Source organism: Nocardia sp. BSTN01, from assembly GCF_015354405.1.
Classification (GTDB): Bacteria; Actinomycetota; Actinomycetes; order Mycobacteriales; family Mycobacteriaceae; genus Nocardia.
Genome location: NZ_JADKYP010000001.1, coordinates 339,367 through 356,709, shown reverse-complemented (window position 1 = coordinate 356,709; position 17,343 = coordinate 339,367). Strand labels below are relative to the sequence as shown.

Annotated in this window: 16 protein-coding genes; 6 read left to right on the top strand and 10 right to left on the bottom strand. The window is 69.3% G+C overall.

All coding sequences use genetic code 11. The annotated features are described in order from the left end of the window. The first annotated feature begins 402 nt into the window (after nucleotides 1-402). Together IRT45_RS01410 and IRT45_RS01405 are read left to right on the top strand one after the other, a co-directional pair. Nucleotides 403-978, top strand: coding sequence for a sigma-70 family RNA polymerase sigma factor (locus IRT45_RS01410; RefSeq protein ID WP_194804096.1), 576 nt, complete (start codon nucleotides 403-405; stop codon nucleotides 976-978). A gap of 1 nt (nucleotide 979) precedes the next feature. Continuing rightward, nucleotides 980-1,288, top strand: a complete 309-nt coding sequence (locus IRT45_RS01405) for a hypothetical protein (RefSeq protein WP_228533241.1) — start codon at nucleotides 980-982, stop codon at nucleotides 1,286-1,288. A 301-nt stretch (nucleotides 1,289-1,589) separates the two neighbouring features. Here IRT45_RS01405 and groL read toward each other — a convergent pair whose 3' ends face one another. Continuing rightward, nucleotides 1,590-3,197 (bottom strand): chaperonin GroEL, encoded by a 1,608-nt coding sequence (groL, locus tag IRT45_RS01400; protein ID WP_194804036.1) that lies wholly within the window; start codon nucleotides 3,195-3,197, stop codon nucleotides 1,590-1,592. 169 nt (nucleotides 3,198-3,366) lie between these two features. Then, entirely contained in the window at nucleotides 3,367-3,669 is a 303-nt protein-coding gene (gene groES, locus IRT45_RS01395; protein WP_025347345.1) for a co-chaperone GroES, read from the bottom strand. A gap of 689 nt (nucleotides 3,670-4,358) precedes the next feature. Between groES and IRT45_RS01390 the strand changes: the two genes are divergently transcribed. Then, complete coding sequence (locus IRT45_RS01390; protein ID WP_194804035.1) at nucleotides 4,359-5,948, top strand: Hsp70 family protein; 1,590 nt, start codon at nucleotides 4,359-4,361, stop codon at nucleotides 5,946-5,948. A gap of 27 nt (nucleotides 5,949-5,975) precedes the next feature. On the opposite strand, the gene tsaD is transcribed toward IRT45_RS01390, so the two are convergent. From tsaD to alr, 6 genes are all read right to left on the bottom strand, one after another. Next, nucleotides 5,976-7,010: a tRNA (adenosine(37)-N6)-threonylcarbamoyltransferase complex transferase subunit TsaD gene (gene tsaD / locus IRT45_RS01385; RefSeq protein ID WP_194804034.1), complete on the bottom strand. Its 1,035-nt coding sequence runs from the start codon at nucleotides 7,008-7,010 to the stop codon at nucleotides 5,976-5,978. Continuing rightward, nucleotides 7,007-7,540: a ribosomal protein S18-alanine N-acetyltransferase gene (rimI, locus tag IRT45_RS01380; RefSeq protein WP_039776618.1), complete on the bottom strand. Its 534-nt coding sequence runs from the start codon at nucleotides 7,538-7,540 to the stop codon at nucleotides 7,007-7,009. The genes tsaD and rimI overlap by 4 nt, the downstream gene beginning before the upstream one ends. Continuing rightward, nucleotides 7,537-8,226: a tRNA (adenosine(37)-N6)-threonylcarbamoyltransferase complex dimerization subunit type 1 TsaB gene (tsaB, locus tag IRT45_RS01375; RefSeq protein ID WP_194804033.1), complete on the bottom strand. Its 690-nt coding sequence runs from the start codon at nucleotides 8,224-8,226 to the stop codon at nucleotides 7,537-7,539. Before tsaB ends, rimI begins: the two co-directional genes overlap by 4 nt. A gap of 259 nt (nucleotides 8,227-8,485) precedes the next feature. Continuing rightward, entirely contained in the window at nucleotides 8,486-8,971 is a 486-nt protein-coding gene (gene tsaE / locus IRT45_RS01370; protein ID WP_194804032.1) for a tRNA (adenosine(37)-N6)-threonylcarbamoyltransferase complex ATPase subunit type 1 TsaE, read from the bottom strand. Then, nucleotides 8,964-10,094 carry an alpha/beta fold hydrolase gene (locus tag IRT45_RS01365; RefSeq protein ID WP_194804031.1) on the bottom strand — a complete coding sequence of 377 codons (1,131 nt, stop codon included), beginning with the start codon at nucleotides 10,092-10,094 and terminating at the stop codon, nucleotides 8,964-8,966. Before IRT45_RS01365 ends, tsaE begins: the two co-directional genes overlap by 8 nt. Next, nucleotides 10,094-11,254: an alanine racemase gene (alr, locus tag IRT45_RS01360; RefSeq protein ID WP_375540049.1), complete on the bottom strand. Its 1,161-nt coding sequence runs from the start codon at nucleotides 11,252-11,254 to the stop codon at nucleotides 10,094-10,096. The genes IRT45_RS01365 and alr overlap by 1 nt, the downstream gene beginning before the upstream one ends. 143 nt (nucleotides 11,255-11,397) lie before the next feature. On the opposite strand from alr, the gene IRT45_RS01355 reads away from it, so the two are divergent. Next, a complete protein-coding gene (locus tag IRT45_RS01355; RefSeq protein WP_194804030.1) occupies nucleotides 11,398-12,216 on the top strand; it encodes an SDR family oxidoreductase in 819 nt (272 codons plus the stop codon). A gap of 113 nt (nucleotides 12,217-12,329) precedes the next feature. Here IRT45_RS01355 and IRT45_RS01350 read toward each other — a convergent pair whose 3' ends face one another. Then, entirely contained in the window at nucleotides 12,330-13,787 is a 1,458-nt protein-coding gene (locus IRT45_RS01350; RefSeq protein WP_194804094.1) for an NAD(P)H-hydrate dehydratase, read from the bottom strand. 184 nt (nucleotides 13,788-13,971) lie between these two features. Between IRT45_RS01350 and IRT45_RS01345 the strand changes: the two genes are divergently transcribed. Further along, the gene (locus IRT45_RS01345) at nucleotides 13,972-14,403 is read left to right on the top strand and encodes a plastocyanin/azurin family copper-binding protein (protein ID WP_194804029.1); all 432 of its coding nucleotides are present in this window, start codon (nucleotides 13,972-13,974) and stop codon (nucleotides 14,401-14,403) included. A gap of 67 nt (nucleotides 14,404-14,470) precedes the next feature. On the opposite strand, the gene glmS is transcribed toward IRT45_RS01345, so the two are convergent. After that, nucleotides 14,471-16,339 (bottom strand): glutamine--fructose-6-phosphate transaminase (isomerizing), encoded by a 1,869-nt coding sequence (gene glmS, locus IRT45_RS01340; RefSeq protein ID WP_194804028.1) that lies wholly within the window; start codon nucleotides 16,337-16,339, stop codon nucleotides 14,471-14,473. 130 nt (nucleotides 16,340-16,469) lie between these two features. On the opposite strand from glmS, the gene IRT45_RS01335 reads away from it, so the two are divergent. Beyond that, a complete protein-coding gene (locus IRT45_RS01335; protein ID WP_194804027.1) occupies nucleotides 16,470-17,336 on the top strand; it encodes a dienelactone hydrolase family protein in 867 nt (288 codons plus the stop codon). Nucleotides 17,337-17,343 lie beyond the last annotated feature (7 nt).

Sequence of the window (17,343 nt, the reverse complement as noted above, 5' to 3'; positions counted from 1 at the left end):
GTCGCAGCGGACCGATCCGAACCAGCTGGGGCGCCGAATACCTAGCAAACAACCGGCCACTGAACGTGGCCGGCGACAACGGTACAGGCGCAGGTTCTCGGCCACCGCCGATCCGCCTGCCGCATGTTGACCAGCAGCCGCACCCAAGCCTCAGCGTTTCGTGAAAGTCATCGGCGTGTCACGGCGTGTCTCCATACACTCCTCGGCGTGTCGTTTTATGCGCGAAATCCGCTGGGCCCCAGGTGCGTTGCCCGACGCACCCCACCTGGAAGGAGGTCATAGCGGCGCGCTACGGTAGTGGCCGATGACACAGAATGGAGCGTTGTGACAACGCGGCCGCCGGCCGCAGAGGGCGACTCGTTCCAAGGATCCATCGGGGACGGTCGGGTGGCCACACCGAGTGTGGACTCTGCGATCACGGCACGCGCAAGCGAAAGTTTCGAGCTGGCGGCACTTCTGGAGCGCTGCGGCCGGTCCGATCGGCAAGCATTCGCCGAGCTGTACGACCGCACGAGCGCCCGGGTATTCGGATTGGTGCTGCGTGTCCTCCACGATTCCGGTTACGCGGAGGAGACGACCCAGGAGGTCTACCTCCAGATCTGGCGCACCGCAGCCAATTTCGACCCGGCCAAGGGTTCAGCGGTGACCTGGCTGATGACGCTCGCACATCGGCGCGCCGTCGACCGCGTCCGTGCCGAACAGGCGCACGCCCAGCGTGAGGTCACCTACGGCGCCGCGACCCTCGGCAACGAATTCGACGAGGTCACCGAGGAAGTCGGCCGCCGACTCGAACAACAGGCCGTACGCGAGAGCCTTGCCACCCTCACCGAAACTCAGCGCGAGGCGATCTCGCTGGCGTATTTCGGCGGCCGGACATATGCCGAGGTGGCTACTTACCTCGGAGTAGGGTTACCGACCGTCAAGTCCCGGATTCGGGACGGATTGACACGACTGAAAAAGAGTTTGGGAGTGACGTGAGATGAACGAGAGCCAGATCGATCTCGCGCATACGGTCGCGCTCGGATCGATCGGCGACGAGGACCAGCGCGCGGTGCGGGAGCTGTTCGACTCCGGCGATCCGGTACTGCGCGCGGACTTCGACACGGAAGTGCAACTGACCAGAGAAGCTCTTACCCTGTTCGCCTCGGCGTCGGCCGTCCAGCCACCCGCCACCCTCCGCACCCGGCTCCTGGCCGCGATCGCCGACGATCAGGCCCCCGCCGCACGACACATTCGCCCCCCGGCTCACCGCAACGGTGAGGAAGCCGGCCCCACCTCCCTCAACTGAGCCCCGGCGACGGCTGAGCCCCGGCCCAGACGTCACGCTCCAGCGAGTATCCACTCGCGGTCTCATCACAAAAACCAACGGCCCGTTCACGTTTCGAACGTGAACGGGCCGTTGCGGTTACACATACTCCGTCACCGAGACTTCGGCCCGACCCAACCCCCACGGGTTGCGGCCCGGCTCGTCGATCGGTGCCCGTTGCGTACGCGACGAAGGAGCAAGCAACGGGTGCCGATCGACGAGCCCTAGGGGGCCGCAACCCCGCCGGAGCGGAGCGGAGGCCGAAAATACAGAGGCCGATAACTCAGTGCGCGTGACCGTGGTGGTCGGCGGCCTCTTCCTCGGCCGGCTTGTCGACCACGGCGCTCTCGGTGGTGAGCACCATCCGCGCCACGGAGGTGGCGTTGAGGACCGCGGAACGGGTGACCTTGACCGGGTCGACGACGCCGTCGGTGATCAGGTCGCCGTAGGTCAGGGTGGCGGCGTTGAAGCCGTCCTTGCCCTCGCTGACCTTGCTGACCACGACCGCACCGTCGATACCGGCGTTGGTGGCGATCCAGTACAGCGGTGCCCGCAGCGCCTGCCGCACGACCTCGACGCCGATGGCCTGGTCACCGGTCAGCGAGTCGCGCAGTTCGACCAGTTTCGTGGCCGCCTGCACCAGCGCGGTTCCACCACCGGAGACGATGCCCTCCTCGACCGCGGCCTTGGCCGCGCTGACCGCGTCCTCGACCCGGTACTTGCGCTCCTTGAGCGCGGTTTCGGTGGCCGCACCGACCTTGATGACCGCGACGCCGCCGGACAGCTTGGCCAGCCGCTCCTCCAGCTTCTCGCGGTCCCAGTCGGAGTCGGTGGCCTCGATCTCGCCGCGCAGCTGCGCGACGCGGGCGTCGATGGCCTCTTGGGTGCCGGCGCCGTCGACGATGGTGGTCTCGTCCTTGGTGACGACCACGCGGCGGGCGTGGCCGAGCAGGTCCAGACCGGCCTCGCGCAGGCTGATGCCCAGGTCGGGGTTGATCACGGTGCCACCGGTGACGACGGCCAGGTCGTCGAGGAACGCCTTGCGGCGGTCACCGAAGAACGGCGCCTTGACCGCGACGACCTTGAGGGTCTTGCGGATGGCGTTGACGACCAGGGTGGACAGCGCCTCGCCCTCGACGTCCTCGGCGATGATCAGCACCGGCTTGCCGGATTCGGCGATCTTCTCGAGCAGCGGCAGGAAGTCGGGCAGCGAGCTGATCTTCTCCCGGTGCAGCAGTACCTGGACGTCCTCGAGGACGGCTTCCTGCTTGTCGGGGTCGGTGACGAAGTAGCCCGACAGGTAGCCCTTGTCGAACTGCACGCCCTCGGTGATCTCCAGGTCGGTGCTGACCGTGGAGGACTCCTCCACGGTGACGACGCCGTCCTTGCCGACGGTGGTCAGTGCCTTGCCGACCATCTCGCCGATTTCCTCGTCGCGCGAGGAGACGGTGGCGACCTGGGCGATGGCCTTCTCACCGGAGACCGGCTTGGCGGCGGCCAGCAGCGCCTCCGACACGACGTCGGCGGCCTTGCTCATACCGACGCCGAGGCCGATCGGGTTGGCGCCGGCGGCGAGGTTCTTGAGACCGCCCTTGATGAGGGCCTGGGCCAGCACGGTGGCGGTGGTGGTGCCGTCGCCGGCGACGTCGTTGGTCTTGGTGGCGACGCTCTTGACCAGCTGCGCGCCGAGGTTCTCGAAGGGATCCTCGAGGTCGATGTCGCGCGCGATGGTGACGCCGTCGTTGGTGACGGTGGGGCCGCCGAACGCCTTGGCCAGCACCACGTGCCGGCCGCGCGGGCCGAGGGTGACCTTGACGGCGTCGGCCAGCTTGTCGACGCCGCGTTCCATTGCCCGACGAGCCTTCTCGTCGAACTCGATCTGCTTTGCCATGGTTGAGATGTCCTTGGGGTGGGAGTGGTGGACGGGCCTGCGACGACCCGCGGCCGGGAAGCAGGAGTCACAACGATCACTGCCCCGGCGCCCATGCGTGGGGCACCGGGGCAGTGATCGTTACGGTGCGATCCGAATCGCGACGGCCGCGAGGGTCATCGGTCGGTCATCACTTGTTGACGACGGCCAGCAGGTCGCGGGCCGACAGGATCAGGTACTCCTCGCCGTTGTACTTGATCTCGGTGCCGCCGTACTTGCTGTAGATGACGACGTCGCCTTCCTTGACATCCAGCGGAATGCGCTTCTCGCCGTCCTCGTCCCACCGGCCGGGTCCTACGGCGACGACGGTGCCCTCCTGGGGCTTCTCCTTCGCCGTGTCGGGGATGACCAGGCCGGAGGCGGTCGTCGTCTCGGCCTCGTTGGCCTGGACGAGGATCTTGTCCTCGAGCGGCTTGATGTTCACGCTCGCCACGTTGAGCCCTCCACTTTCAGGGGATTCGGTCGTCCGGGGCTGTTCCCCGGACTCACGGTTTGGTCACGGTGTTGATGCGGCGTTCGTGGAGCCTTACCACTACCGCCGTGCCGACCCTGCGCACAGCCCCGTCGTCGCGGGTGCCGGGACCCTTGCCCAAAGTCGAGCTGGCACCTGAGCACAACCAGTGCCGACTAGCACTCTATACACGAGAGTGCCAGCGCTCAAGGGTGGGCAGTGCTGACATCGCGACACACCCGGGGGGCGTGGCAATTGATCCGAAAAATCTGTAACGTTCGGATAACGGATTGTGACAGTATGTAAGACGGTTCCGTGATCGGTCATGTCGTACGACAGCTGTGTCGTTACGGCGTGCCCATCGGCCGTAGCCGTCACGCGATCCTCTAGTACAACCGCTTCACCCATCGCGCGACAACCTCGCGCACACCTGAGACGAGAACAAGACCGCACGTGATCGACGGCCGGTCCCGACCCTGAAAACGGATCGCACCTGATGGGACCGACAGCCTGACGGTATGGCGCCTCACCGGACCGCCCCCCGACGGAGGAAGACCCGCCCCGATCCGCGCGCGGAGCATTCGCCGCACAGCGGATGCCCCTGATGTCCGTTCGAGATGGTCGGTACCACCATGGCCGTCCGCTCGACCAGCTCGAGAAGGGAGGTGAACATGCGAACATCCCTCGGTATCTCCGCCGGGAACGAGGTCGTCTGCTCGGCCGTCGTCACCACCGCGCCCAACGGTGCCCAGAGTTTCGACTACCGCGTCGTGTCGGCGGATGTGGCACATTCCGATCCGGGTGATCTGGTCGCCTCGTCGATCGAACTGATGACCACGCAGATGCCCCGCGACTATCTGCACCGCGTCGGCACGCACTCGCCCGGCGCCTCGGCGCCGCAGACCCAGCCCGTCACGGCCGGCGCCATCGCGGTCGCCTACCGTGATCGCGAGCAGGCGATGGCGATTCGCGCCGCGATCGGCCGGCAGCGCCGGGATGTGCAGCTCATCCCCGAAAGTACTGCGGCACTGACCTATTTGCGCGATACCGGCCTGCTCGACCGCTACGAGACGGTCGCCGTGATCGACCTCGGCGCCTCCGGTACGACGGTCACCGTGGCCGATCTGGCCGACGACACCGTGCTGCGTTCCGAGCGCACGGAGGCGATCAGTGGCTCGGCGGTGGACGAGCTGATCTACCACCACCTGCTGGACTGCCATTTCGCCCGCCGCGGCACCCGGCCGAACCGGAACATGCTGATCAATCGCAGCCGGGCGGCCAAGGAGCATCTGTCCATCGCCCCGGCGGTGACCATCGACCACGTCGCCGGGCAGCCGCTGAAGCTGACCCGGGCCGATTTCGCCGAACTGATCGCCGATCTGCTGCACGAGGCGGCCGACTACGCCCGCGCGGTCTTCGCACGCGCGCCGAAAGTCCCGGAGGCGGTGGCGATCATCGGCGGCGGCGCCAATATCGCCTCCTTGGTCGAGGGACTCGACGCACTGCTCGACATCCCGGTGGTCTCGGTTCCGGAGCCGGAGGCGGTGACCGCGAAAGGTGCGGCGCTGGTGGCCGATTCGGCCCAGCCCTCCCCCTTCTCCCCGATCGCGCTGGGAAGCGACGGATCGGCCGGAACCTTCACCAAAGTGATCGGCACCCTCGTCGGTGCGGTCGTGGTGGTCGGTCTCGTGGTCGGTTACGGCGTCAAGGAACTCGTGCCGACCGCCCATCAGGATGTGACCCCGGCGGGCACGACCGACACTCCGCTGACCACCCCACCCCCGTCGACCCCGATGCCCGCGGGCACACCGACGGATGGCACCGGGCAGAGCCGGACCGAACATCCGCCGGCGAGCAGCACCCAGCCGGGCAGTTCGGCACCCGGAACATCGCCGGGCAGTTCGCTGCCGACGACCAACGCCGATCAGGTCCCGCCGGTCACGCCGACCACCAGTGCGCCGGTACTGCGGCCGGATCCGAATCTGCCGCAGATTCCGCTGCCGCCCAACCTGCCGCATCTGCTCGGTCCGCTGCTGGGAACCACCACACCGCAACCGGTTACGCCCGGCACGAGCACTCCGGACACTCCGACGCCTGGGGCCGCGCCGACCAAGCCGGGCAGCACCCGGGTTCCGGTGCTTCCGCATTCGAGTTCCGGGTCCGCGGATTCGGACCAGGCCCAGCCCACCGAGCCGGGTGATCCCGTTCCGTCCGGGCGGTCGGCAGCACCCGGCACGACGACCGTGCAGCCCCAGGACTGAGTCGAAGGAAGCCTTTTCGGGACGGCGTCAGCGAATCTGGCTGGTGGACACCGAAAGTCCCGGGTCGGTCGCGACCGTCAACGGGGACGGTTCGGCGCCGCCCGCGATCACGTGGGCGCCCAGGGTGGCGATCATGACGCCGTTGTCGGTACACAGGCGCGGCTTGGGGACTCGCAGGGTCAAACCGGCGGCCGCGCATCGCTCCTCGGCCATCGATCGGATCCGGGAGTTGGCGGTCGCGCCGCCACCGAGCACGAGCGTGTCCACACCGACATCCTGCGCCGCGCGCACGGCCTTCATGGTCAGCACATCGGCCACGGCCTCCTGGAACGAGGCCGCGATATCGGGGATCGGCAATTCGGTCCCATTGCGCTGGGCCGCCTCGACATAGCGGGCGACGGCGGTCTTGAGACCGGAGAAGGAGAAGTCGTAGCGCGGATCGCGCGGCCCGGTCATCCCGCGCGGGAAGGCGATCGCGACCGGATCACCGTGGGCCGCAGCGGCATCCAGCGCCGGGCCGCCCGGGAAGCCGAGGTCCAGCAGTCGCGCCACCTTGTCGAACGCCTCGCCGGCGGCATCGTCGACGGTGCTGCCCATTTCGACGATCGGCTCGGCGAGATCGGTCACGTGCAGCAGATGGGTGTGCCCGCCGGAGACCAGCAGAGCCACGCACGGCGGCATCGGACCGTGTTCGAGGGTGTCGACGGCCACGTGCCCGCCGAGATGGTTCAAGGCGAACAGCGGGATATCCCAGGCCGCCGCATAGGCTTTCGCGGCCGCCACGCCCACCAGCAGGGCACCGGCCAGGCCCGGTCCGATGGTGACGGCCAGCGCATCCGGCTTGGCGATCCCCGCGGTCGACAGGGCGCGCCGCATGGCGGGCACGATGGCCTCGAGATGGGCGCGCGAGGCGATCTCGGGAACCACCCCGCCGAACCGCGCGTGCTGGTCGACGCTGGAGGCGACCTCGTCGGCGAGGAGTTCGCAGGTGCCGTCCGGATGGCGGCGCACGATGCCGACACCGGTTTCGTCACAGGAACTTTCGACACCCAGGACGATCATGACAGGACCTCGGAGTCGTGGGCGCGCTCGGCGCCCGGGTGCGGGAATCCGGTCATCGCCGGGCGGCGCATGGTGAACGCGTCGGCGCCGCTGGGCTGGTAGTAGCTCTTACGCAGGCCGATGATGTGGAAGCCGTGCTTCTCGTAGAGCGCGATGGCCGGCGCATTGTCGGTCCGCACCTCGAGGAAGACCGGCCCACCGCGCCGCCCGGCCTCGGCCAGCAACGCGCGCAACAGGACGGTCCCGATCCCCCCGCGGTGCACGTCCGGATCGACACCGATGGTGTGGATCTCGGCCTCGGGATGGTCGGCTGTGCCCAGCAGCGCGATGCCCGCGTAGCCGAGCATGCGCCCGGCATCGTCTCGCGCCACCAGATAGCGATTGTGCGAGCCGGCCAGCTCCGAGCGGAAGGCCACGTCCTGCCAGGGGTCGTCCTCCGGGAACAGCAGCAGTTCCAGTTCGACGCAGCGCGCGATATCGGCCGGGCCCATCGGTTCGATATGGACCACCGGCGAGGATTCGGTACTCATCGCACCGCCTGATAGCTGCGTTCGACCGCATCGGGCCGGCGCAGATACAGCGGGACCAGCGGCTCCGGCGTCGCGCGCGCGAGAATGTCGTGAGCGGCGCATCGCACCAGTCCCGCGGGCGACGGAGTCTCCACCGGCAGCACCGGAAGATCGAAAAAGTCCACGTGCGAGGGCGATCCGGCGATCGCGGTCGCGTCCCCGGAATCCAGATCGACAGGTTTGCACACGCCCGGGCCGTCGACGCGCCCGCTGCGGCGATACCGCGCCCAGTACACCTCGCGGCGGCGGGCGTCGGTCACCACGAGTAGTTCGGCGCCGGAACTCTCGTCCTGCCCGCCCGGCACGTCGGCCCACGCCTCCGCGGCGATGGCGTCGAGACTGCAGACGCCGTGTACCGGCAGGCCCAGGGCGTCGCCGAAGGCGGCGGCGGTCGCCATACCGACTCGCAGGCCGGTGAACGGGCCGGGGCCGATACCCACCACGACCGCCCCGATATCGGTGCGCGTGCGGTCGGCCTCCTCGAGGCAGGCCAGGATCTGCGGGGTGAGCACCTCGTTGTGGGCGCGCGCGTCCACGGTCACCCGGGAGGCGAGAGTGCGGACCTGCGGCTGTGTGGCGGCCTGCTCCAGTTCCACCAGTCCTGCTGTAACGGCAGGCGTCGCGGTGTCGACAGCAAGTACAAGCATGATTGCCTCAACGATACCGGTTGGTCACCTCCCGTATGCCATCAGCGCCGTCGGCGTATCCGCATGTCGCAACCGCGGGGCAAATCGCTGCGCGCCGGATGTGCGCATGTCCTGACGAGGTACCCGCGCGGGGCTCGTCAACGACCAAGTGCCGCAACAACTGCCGGGGCGCCGATGCGGCGCTGCGCGGCCGGGTGGGCCGGATTGCGCGCTGCCGCGGATTCGCCCGAGGGGCATCGGTGGCGAGCATCACAACCGATCAGTACTGGCCGACCCACTCCCAGGTGGCGGTGCGTGTCTCCGATTCCGCTTCCCGGTGCAGCCGCACCCGCAGATGACGGTCCGCGAGATGTTCGACCACCCCGAGACCCCATTCCACCACCACGACCGACTCGTGCAGATCGGCATCGAGATCCAGGGCGTCCAGTTCGTCGAGATCACCGCCCAGCCGGTAGGCGTCGACGTGCACCAGCGGTATCGACCCCGGCGCCGCGCCGGCGCGATGCTGCCGCGCGATGATGAAGGTCGGTGAGCTGACCCGCCCCTCGACCCCGAGCCCGGCCGCGATCCCCCGGGTCAGCGCCGTCTTCCCCGCACCGAGCGGACCGTCGAGCACCACCAGATCTCCGGGCCGCAGCCCGGCCGCCAGCTCCCGGCCCAGCGCCTCGGTATCGGCGACCGTGGGCAGTTCCCGGCGCTCGGCCTCACCCTGATCGTCCGGGGCTTGCTCGCGATGCTCAGCCATTGCTCGCCTCCCGGTCCACGCCGTATTCGACGGATGAGCCGCCGAATACGCCCGCGCGCAACAGCAATCGGTGCAACGCGGCGTTGATCAACTCGGGATACTGCAGATGCACCATATGCGCCGCGTCGGTGACCCGGATCAGATCGGCGTCCGGCAGCCGGGCGGCGAGTTCACGCGAATTGCGGAACGGGATGATCAGGTCGTGGTCGCCGCCGACGACCAGCGCCGGCCGCGGCGCGAGCACCGGCAGTGCCGCCGATTCGTCGTGCACCTGCAGGGCTTCGAGAAATTTCACGATGGTCTCGACCGGTGTCCGATCGATCATCGAGGTGGTGAATCGCGACAGGGTGGGACTGACGTCGCCGTGGAACGAACTGACATGCAGTACCGGGGTGATCAGCTGGCGTGCCGTGACCCGTCCGGCCTGCACCAGTGCCGGGGAGGTGTGGACGAGTACCCGGAACCCGTCGATCGCCGGACTGCGCAACAGCTGTGCCGCACCGGCCCGGGTCACCCCGGCCGCGGTGGTGGACAGCAGCGCGGAGGCCGGCACGCGGCGCTCGAACAATTCGGGCTCCCGGGCGGCCGCCGCGAGAATCGCCATCCCGCCCATGGAATGCCCCACGAGCACCAGCGGCCCGTCGGGGGCGCACTCCTCGATCACCCGCAGCAGGTCGCTTCCCAGCTGCGCGACCGTGCAGCTCGCACTGCTCGGCGTGCCGGAGCTGCCGTGCCCGCGCAGATCGAAGAACACCATGCGGACCTGCTCGCCCCACTGCCGCGCCAGATCGCGGCGCTGAAAGTGGAACGAGTGCATACTGTTACAGAACCCGTGCACGAACACGACCGTGGCGGAGGGATTCTCGGCGCCGACGACGCGGGCGGCCAGCGGCACGCCGTCGTCGGCCACCACGCGGCGCACGGGGTCGTGGTCCAGCAGCGTGAAATCCTCGTCGCGCAGATCGTCACCGCGGGCCGGCCAGGCGACGGCGGCGCCCATTCGCCGCAGGGCCTGCGCACCGGCCAGTGCGCCCAGCACACTCGCGGATGCCACCCCGCCCCGCAGCAGTGTGGACCGTACCCGCCGCGCGTTCCGAAGCCGATGTGCCCGTTCGGGTTCCATCACACCACCCCTGCCTGTCCGGTATAGCCTCGCACGACACGGCCACGGGGGGAACACACGATCTCGTAGTGGATGGTGTTCATCAGTTCCGCCCACCGCTGCGCGTGCGGATCGCCGGGAGCCCCGCCGAACAGCACCGCGCGATCGCCCTCCTGCACTCCCTGCCGGTTCTCGCCGAGATCCACGACCAGCTGGTCCATGCACACCCGGCCGACGTTCGGATACTCCGCGTCTCCGATCCGCAGTGCGATCCGGCCGCCCAGACCGCGCGGCACACCGTCGGCATAGCCCGCCGGAATCAGCGCCACGGTGGTGTCGTGCGGCGCGATCCACTCGTGCCCATAGGACACGCCCTCCCCCTGCGCCACCCGCTTGACCAGGGCGACCCGGGCCCGGAAGGTCATGGCCGGACGCAGGCCGAAGTCGGAGATCTCCGGAATCGGGCTGAGGCCGTAGACGGCGATACCGGGCCGCACCATGTCGAACGCCAGATCGGGCCGGGTCAGGGTGGCCGCGGAGTTGGCCAGGTGGACCACCTCGGGCTGCAGCCCGTAATCCTTGGCGACCGCGATGGCCTCGACGAATCTGTCCCGCTGCACATCGATGACCGGATGCTGCGGCTGATCGGCGTGGGCGAGATGGGAGAACATCGCCCGCAGATGCACCACCCGCTCGGCGACCAGCTCCTGCAGCAGGGCCAGTACGTGCGGATAGTCCGTGGAGGAGACACCGTTGCGGTTCAGGCCGGTATCGAGCTTCAGCGTGACGGTCGCGGTGGTTCCGCTCGCCCGCGCCGCGCGCTCCACCGCTCGCAGATGAGCGGTCGAGGACACGCCGATCTCGATATCGGCGGCGATGGCGGCGGCGTAGTCCGCGTCGGAGGTGTTGAGCCAGCTGAGGATGGGCGCGGTGATCCCGGCCGCGCGCAGCTCGAGCGCCTCGGGAATGGTGGTCACCCCGAGTTCGGCCGCGCCGGCGGCCAGTGCCGCCCGGCCGACCTGCACCGCGCCGTGGTTGTAGGCGTCGGCTTTCACCACCACCATCACCGCCGCATCGCCGGCGTGTTCGCGCAGTATCCGCACGTTGTGTGCGATGGCATCCAGATCGACGACGGTCTCCACCTGCGGATCAGCGCTACTCACGGCTACCGATCCTGCCACGCGGCGCGCCGCGGCCACCCGGCGCGCCCGAGTGACTTCGAATCGGGTCGAGATCAACCCTTGCTTGGAGTGCACTCCAGCTCGTTAGCGTGGTTCACGCGGGCATACGCCGCTCGCCACCACCCATCCACCAGAGGGGTTTCATGAGCAAGGTTTGGTTCATCACCGGCGTCTCGCGCGGATTCGGCCGCGAATGGGCCCTCGCGGCCCTCGAACGCGGCGACCGGGTCGCCGGAACCGCGCGCAAGCTGGAGACACTCGACGACATCGTCGCCGCCTACCCCGACACCTTCCTGCCGCTGCAGTTGGACGTCACCGACCGCGCGGGCGATTTCGCGGCGGTCGCCGAGGCGGCTCAGCGGTTCGGCCGCCTGGACGTCGTGGTCAACAACGCCGGTTACGGCCATTTCGGCATGCTCGAAGAGCTCACCGAGGACGAGATCCGCGCGCAACTCGAGACGAATGTCTTCGGGGCGCTGTGGGTCACCCAGGCGGCGCTGCCGATTCTGCGCGAGCAGGGCAGCGGGCACATCATCCAGGTGTCGAGTATCGGCGGGATCAGCGCGTTCCCGAATCTCGGCGCCTATCACGCCTCGAAGTGGGCGCTCGAGGGGTTCTCGCAGTCGCTGGCGCAGGAGGTCGCCGGATTCGGCATCCACGTCACCTTGATCGAGCCGGGCGGGTTCAGCACCGATTGGGCCGGACCGTCATCGGTGCACAGCGCGGAGAATCCGGCATACGACGAGGTGCGGGCAGCGCGCAATCGCACCCGTTCGGCCCAGCAGCCCGGCGAGCCGACGGCCACGCGGTCGGCGATCCTGGCGGTGGTCGACGCCGAGAAACCGCCCTTGCGCCTGTTCCTGGGTACCGCGCCGCTGCAGATCGCGACCGCCGATTACGAGTCGCGGCTTTCGACCTGGCGCGAATGGGAGTCGGTAACGCTGGCGGCACAAGGAGATTGATCGGGCTCGAACCGTAGGGGACGCCGGCGGTGCGACCGCGCGCTTCGGCCTCGGCACCCGGTTTCCGATCCCCCCGGCCCGGAAACGGCTCGAGCGGATCAGCCGGTCGTCGGTCAGCGTTCGGCAAGACTGCGCAAGGTCCGCACCGCGGCTCGTAGGTGGTGCAGCAGTGGAGTAGCCGAAATCGGCGCCCCCGCATCACCGTTCGCGTGGGCGGCGAGATTGGCGGCGAGGGCGTGGACGCGCGCGGCGGCCGCCGCCGCCCACGCCGGTTCCTCCCCAGCCGCCAGCAGGGCGCCGATCACTCCGGACAGAACGTCCCCGGCGCCCGCGGTGGCCGCCCAGGAACCGCCCGCCTCGTTGACCAGCGTCGGCTCGCCGGGGGTGGCGACCAGCGTGGACCGTCCCTTCAACAGGACCGTCACCTGCCATTTCTCGGCGAGTTCGCGGACCGCCGCCACCCGGTCGGGGCCGAGTTCACGACCGGTCAGCCGCGCGAATTCGCCTGCGTGCGGGGTCAATACGGTCGGCGCGCCGCGACCGGTGACCAGCTCCGGCGTGGCGGCCAGCAGGGTCAATCCGTCGGCATCGACCACCACCGGCAGATCGGTGGCCAGGATCTCCGCGAGGCGCTCGCGCGCCGCGTCGTCGGTGCCCGCTCCCGGCCCGAACACCCAGGACTGCACCCGGCCGGTATCGGAAATACTCTCGGCCGCAATGACTTCCGGGAACTGCGTGAGCACCTGCGCGGCCGCGGTCCCGGCGTAACGCACCATACCGGAGGTCGCGGCCACCGCGGCGCCCGTGCACAACACCGCGGCGCCGGGATAGGTGTCACTGCCGGCGTGGATCCCGGTCACGCCCTGTGTGTACTTGTCGTCGTGCGGGCCGGGCACCGGCCAGTCGCGACCGATCGACACCGGCTCCAACGCGGCCAGGGTCGGCGCGGGCAGCCGTAAATCGATGTCGATCAACTCGATTCGCCCACACCACGGTGCGGCCAGCGCGTGCACCGGTTTGTACGCACCGAAGGTGACCGTCACCTCGGCCCGCACCGCCGGGCCGTCCACCGCACCGGTATTCGGATCGACACCGCTCGGCAGATCGGCGGCGACGATCGGCGCCTCGACCGCCGCCACCAGTTCGGCGGCCCGCGGTCGCAGCGCACCCCGGCCGGAGATGCCGATGATGCCGTCGACCACCAGGTCCGGCGCGCCGAGCAGTTCCGCGGCCGAACCGGCGTCGGCCTCGCGAATCCGGCCGCCCGCCCGGCGCAGTGCCGCGAGCCCTTCCGCATGCGCTCGCTCGGGTGACAACAGCACCGCCGTCACCGCCACCCCGCGCCGGCGCAGCGTGGCGCCCGCCCAGAGCGCATCGCCGCCGTTGTCCCCGGACCCGACGAGCAGGGTCACGGCCCGCCCGGCGATGCCTCCGGTCCGTTCCCGCAGTTCGGCCGCAACCACATTCGCCAATCCGTAGGCGGCGCGGCGCATCGGTACCCCCGCGGCGACCCGCTCGAACAGTTCGGCTTCGGCCGCTCGCACCTCGTCGACGGTGAAGTATCCCCGCAGGGCCGGTGCCATCATTCGCCTCCTCGTCGGGATCACGGTAGGAATCGCGCTCGAATCGGAACCTCCAGCAGAGTACGCCCGGAGATCTCCGGTCTCCGTATGCCCGCGGCTCGCCGACGCGAGACGCCGACACCGCGCGCGGGTGCGGCGAACCGGACGCAACCGCCGGACTAGGCTCGTAGCCATGGCCTACAGCACCGTACGCATCCGCGCAGCGCGTCTCCTCCCGACCGCCGGAGCGCTGGTGGCTGCCGTGCTGATCGCCGGATGTGGTTCGAACACAACGACATCCACACCGCCCACCACGACCGCGGCCACACCGCCCGGCACCGCGGCAGCCTCGCCGACCTCGGCCCAACCGGCCGCGGTGACCGTGCGCGTCGAGGATATGAAGTTCTCCCCCGACGCCGTGACCATACAGGCGGGCGACACGGTGACCTGGAAGTTCTCCGACAAGGTGCCGCATGCCGTGCAGGGCATCGGCGATGCGGCGATGGGCATCAACAGCCCCATCTTCACCGGCGGCGAGTGGAGCCACACCTTCGCGATCCCCGGCGTCTACCGCTACCTGTGCCCACTGCATCCCGAGATGCGCGGCACCGTCACCGTACGGTAGTCACTGCCGCGTCTCCTGCCCGCGCCTCGCGGCGGTTCGACGGCCGTGACCAGCGGAGCGCCGATCGCTATTCGACGGTGACCGACTTCGCGAGGTTGCGCGGTTTGTCGATGTCGTAGCCGCGGGTCTGCGCCACCTCGGCGGCGAAGATCTGCAGTGGCACGGTCGACAGCAGCGGCTGGAAGAGGGTCGGGGCGGCCGGGATCTCGATCAGATGGTCGGCGAACGGGCGGACCGTATCGTCACCCTCCTCCGCGATCACGATGGTGCGGGCGCCGCGAGCCTGGATCTCCCGGATATTGCTGAGCAGCTTCGAATGCAGCACCGCGCGCCCCTTCGGCGAGGGCATCACCACGATCACCGGCAGGCCCTCCTCGATCAGCGCGATCGGGCCGTGCTTGAGTTCACCGGCGGCGAAGCCCTCGGCGTGCATATAGGCCAGCTCTTTGAGTTTGAGCGCACCCTCGAGCGCGACCGGGTAGCCGACGTGGCGACCGAGGAACAGCACCGTCGACTGATGCGCGAACCGGCGGGCGATCTCGCGCACCTGCGGCGCGGTCTCGAGCACCCGCTCCACCAGCTTCGGCATGGCCTCCAACTCACCGAACTCGCGGGCCACCTCGTCCGGGTACTTGGTGCCGCGTGCCTGCGCGAGGGCAAGGCCCACAAGGTAATTCGCGGTGATCTGGGCGAGGAAGGCCTTGGTCGAGGCGACGCCGATCTCCGGGCCGGTGCGCGTGTAGACCACGGCATCGGATTCGCGGGGAATCTGCGCGCCGTTGGTGTTGCAGATCGCGAGCACGCGCGCCTTCTGCTCCTTGGCGTGGCGCACCGCCTCCAGCGTGTCGGCGGTCTCACCGGACTGCGAGATCGCGACCACCAGCGTGGACCGGTCCAGGACCGGGTCACGGTAGCGGAACTCACTGGCCAATTCGACCTCGACCGGAACCCGCGTCCAGTGTTCGATCGCGTACTTGGCCAACAGCCCGGCGTGATACGAACTGCCGCAGGCCACCACGAACACCTTGTCGAATTCGCGAAGTTCCTGGTCGGCGAGGCGCTGCTCGTCCAGCACGATGCGGCCGTTGTCGAAGTGGCCCATCAGCGTCTCGGCCACCCCGGCGGGCTGCTCCTCGATCTCCTTGAGCATGAAGTAGTCGTGGCCGCCCTTCTCGGCGGCGGCCAGATCCCAGTCGATGGTGAACGGCCGGGTCCGCACAGCCTCGGTGTCGCCGGTGAAATCGGTGACCACGTAGCTGTCCGCGGTGATCACCACGGCCTGGTCCTGACCGAGCTCGACCGCCTCCCGCGTGTGCTCGATGAACGCCGTCACATCCGAGGCGATGAACATCTCCCCCTTGCCCACACCGACCACCAGCGGTGTCGAGCGACGCGCGGCCACGATCGTGCCCGGATGATCGGCATGGGTGAACACCAGCGTGAACGCGCCCTCGAGCCGGCGCAGGACGGCCAGTGCGCTGCCGACGAAATCACCGGCCGTGGGTCCGGCCGCATAGGCCTGCGCGACCAGGTGCACCGCGACCTCGGTATCGGTATCGCTGCGCAGTTCGACCCCGGCTTCCTCGAGCTCGCGCCGCAGCGGCGCGAAATTCTCGATGATGCCGTTGTGCACGACCGCGACCCGGCCCGCGAGGTCGCGGTGCGGGTGCGCGTTGCGATCGGTGGGCGCGCCGTGCGTGGCCCACCGGGTATGTCCCATACCCGTCGTACCGGCGAACGCGGCGGGACCGGCCTCGGCCAGCTCGGCCTCCAGATTGGCCAGCCGACCGGCCTTGCGCTCCACCGCGACAGTGCCCGCGCCGTCCAGGATCGCCACGCCCGCGGAGTCGTAGCCCCGGTACTCCATGCGGCGCAGTGCGTCCACGACGACGCCGAGCGCGTCCCGGTACCCGACGTAGCCAACGATTCCGCACATGGTGTCCCAGCCTACTTGGGCCGCGTGGACACGCGAATCGGCCCGCTATCGCAGCAGGTGGCGGCATGTCCGGACCGCTCCGCTCGCGACAGTGCCGCATTCCGGGCGACTCTCGGTAGAGTTCACCCCCGTGTCGGTGTCTGTGAAATCGCTTCTGAGCATTCTGACCAGCCCCGGTCCGCACCGGGTGATGCGCGGCAACCTCGGCATCGCCGGGCAGCCCGGCGTGGTGTACACCCCCGAAGAGGGCCACAACCTGCCCGCGGTCGCCTTCGGACACGGCTGGCTCGCCGGCGCCGGCAACTACCGCCGACTGCTCGAACATCTCGCGTCCTGGGGTTTCGTCGCCGCCGCACCCGACACCGAACGCGGCCCGCTGCCCTCGCACCTGAATCTGGCCACCGACCTGCTGACCACCCTCGACATCTGCGCGGGCGTGCGGCTGGGCGGCGGAAACATCAGCGTGCACCCGGACAAACTCGCCCTGGCGGGGCACGGAATGGGCGCGGGAGCCGCCGTCATCGCCGCCTCGCAGCGCAAGGTCGGCGCCGTGGCGGCCCTCTATCCGGCACCCACCGCCCCGAGCGCGGAAGCCCTCGCACCCCAGATCGACACCCCGGCCCTCATCGTCGCCGGGGGTGTCGACATCTCCACCGGCAACTGCACCGCGCAAGCTCTCGCCACCGCCTGGGGCGGGCCGATGTCGCTGCGCACCGTCGACAAGGCCACCCACAACGGCATCGTCGAGGGCCGTCGCGCCCTGGCCGCCCTCGGCGCCGCCAAATACGAACCGAAGACCGAACGCCTCACCCGCGCCCTCCTGGTCGGCTACCTCAGCTACCAACTCCTGGGCGACAAGAAGTATCAGCCCTTCGCCGACCCCGAGGCCGACATCCCGCACACCGCGGCGGTGGACCCCGAAGCCACCGAAGAGCCCGAGCCCGAACACGTTTCGCCGCTGCAGCTCGTCCAGATGGCCCGCGCCCTGCGCAAGTAGGAGGCCG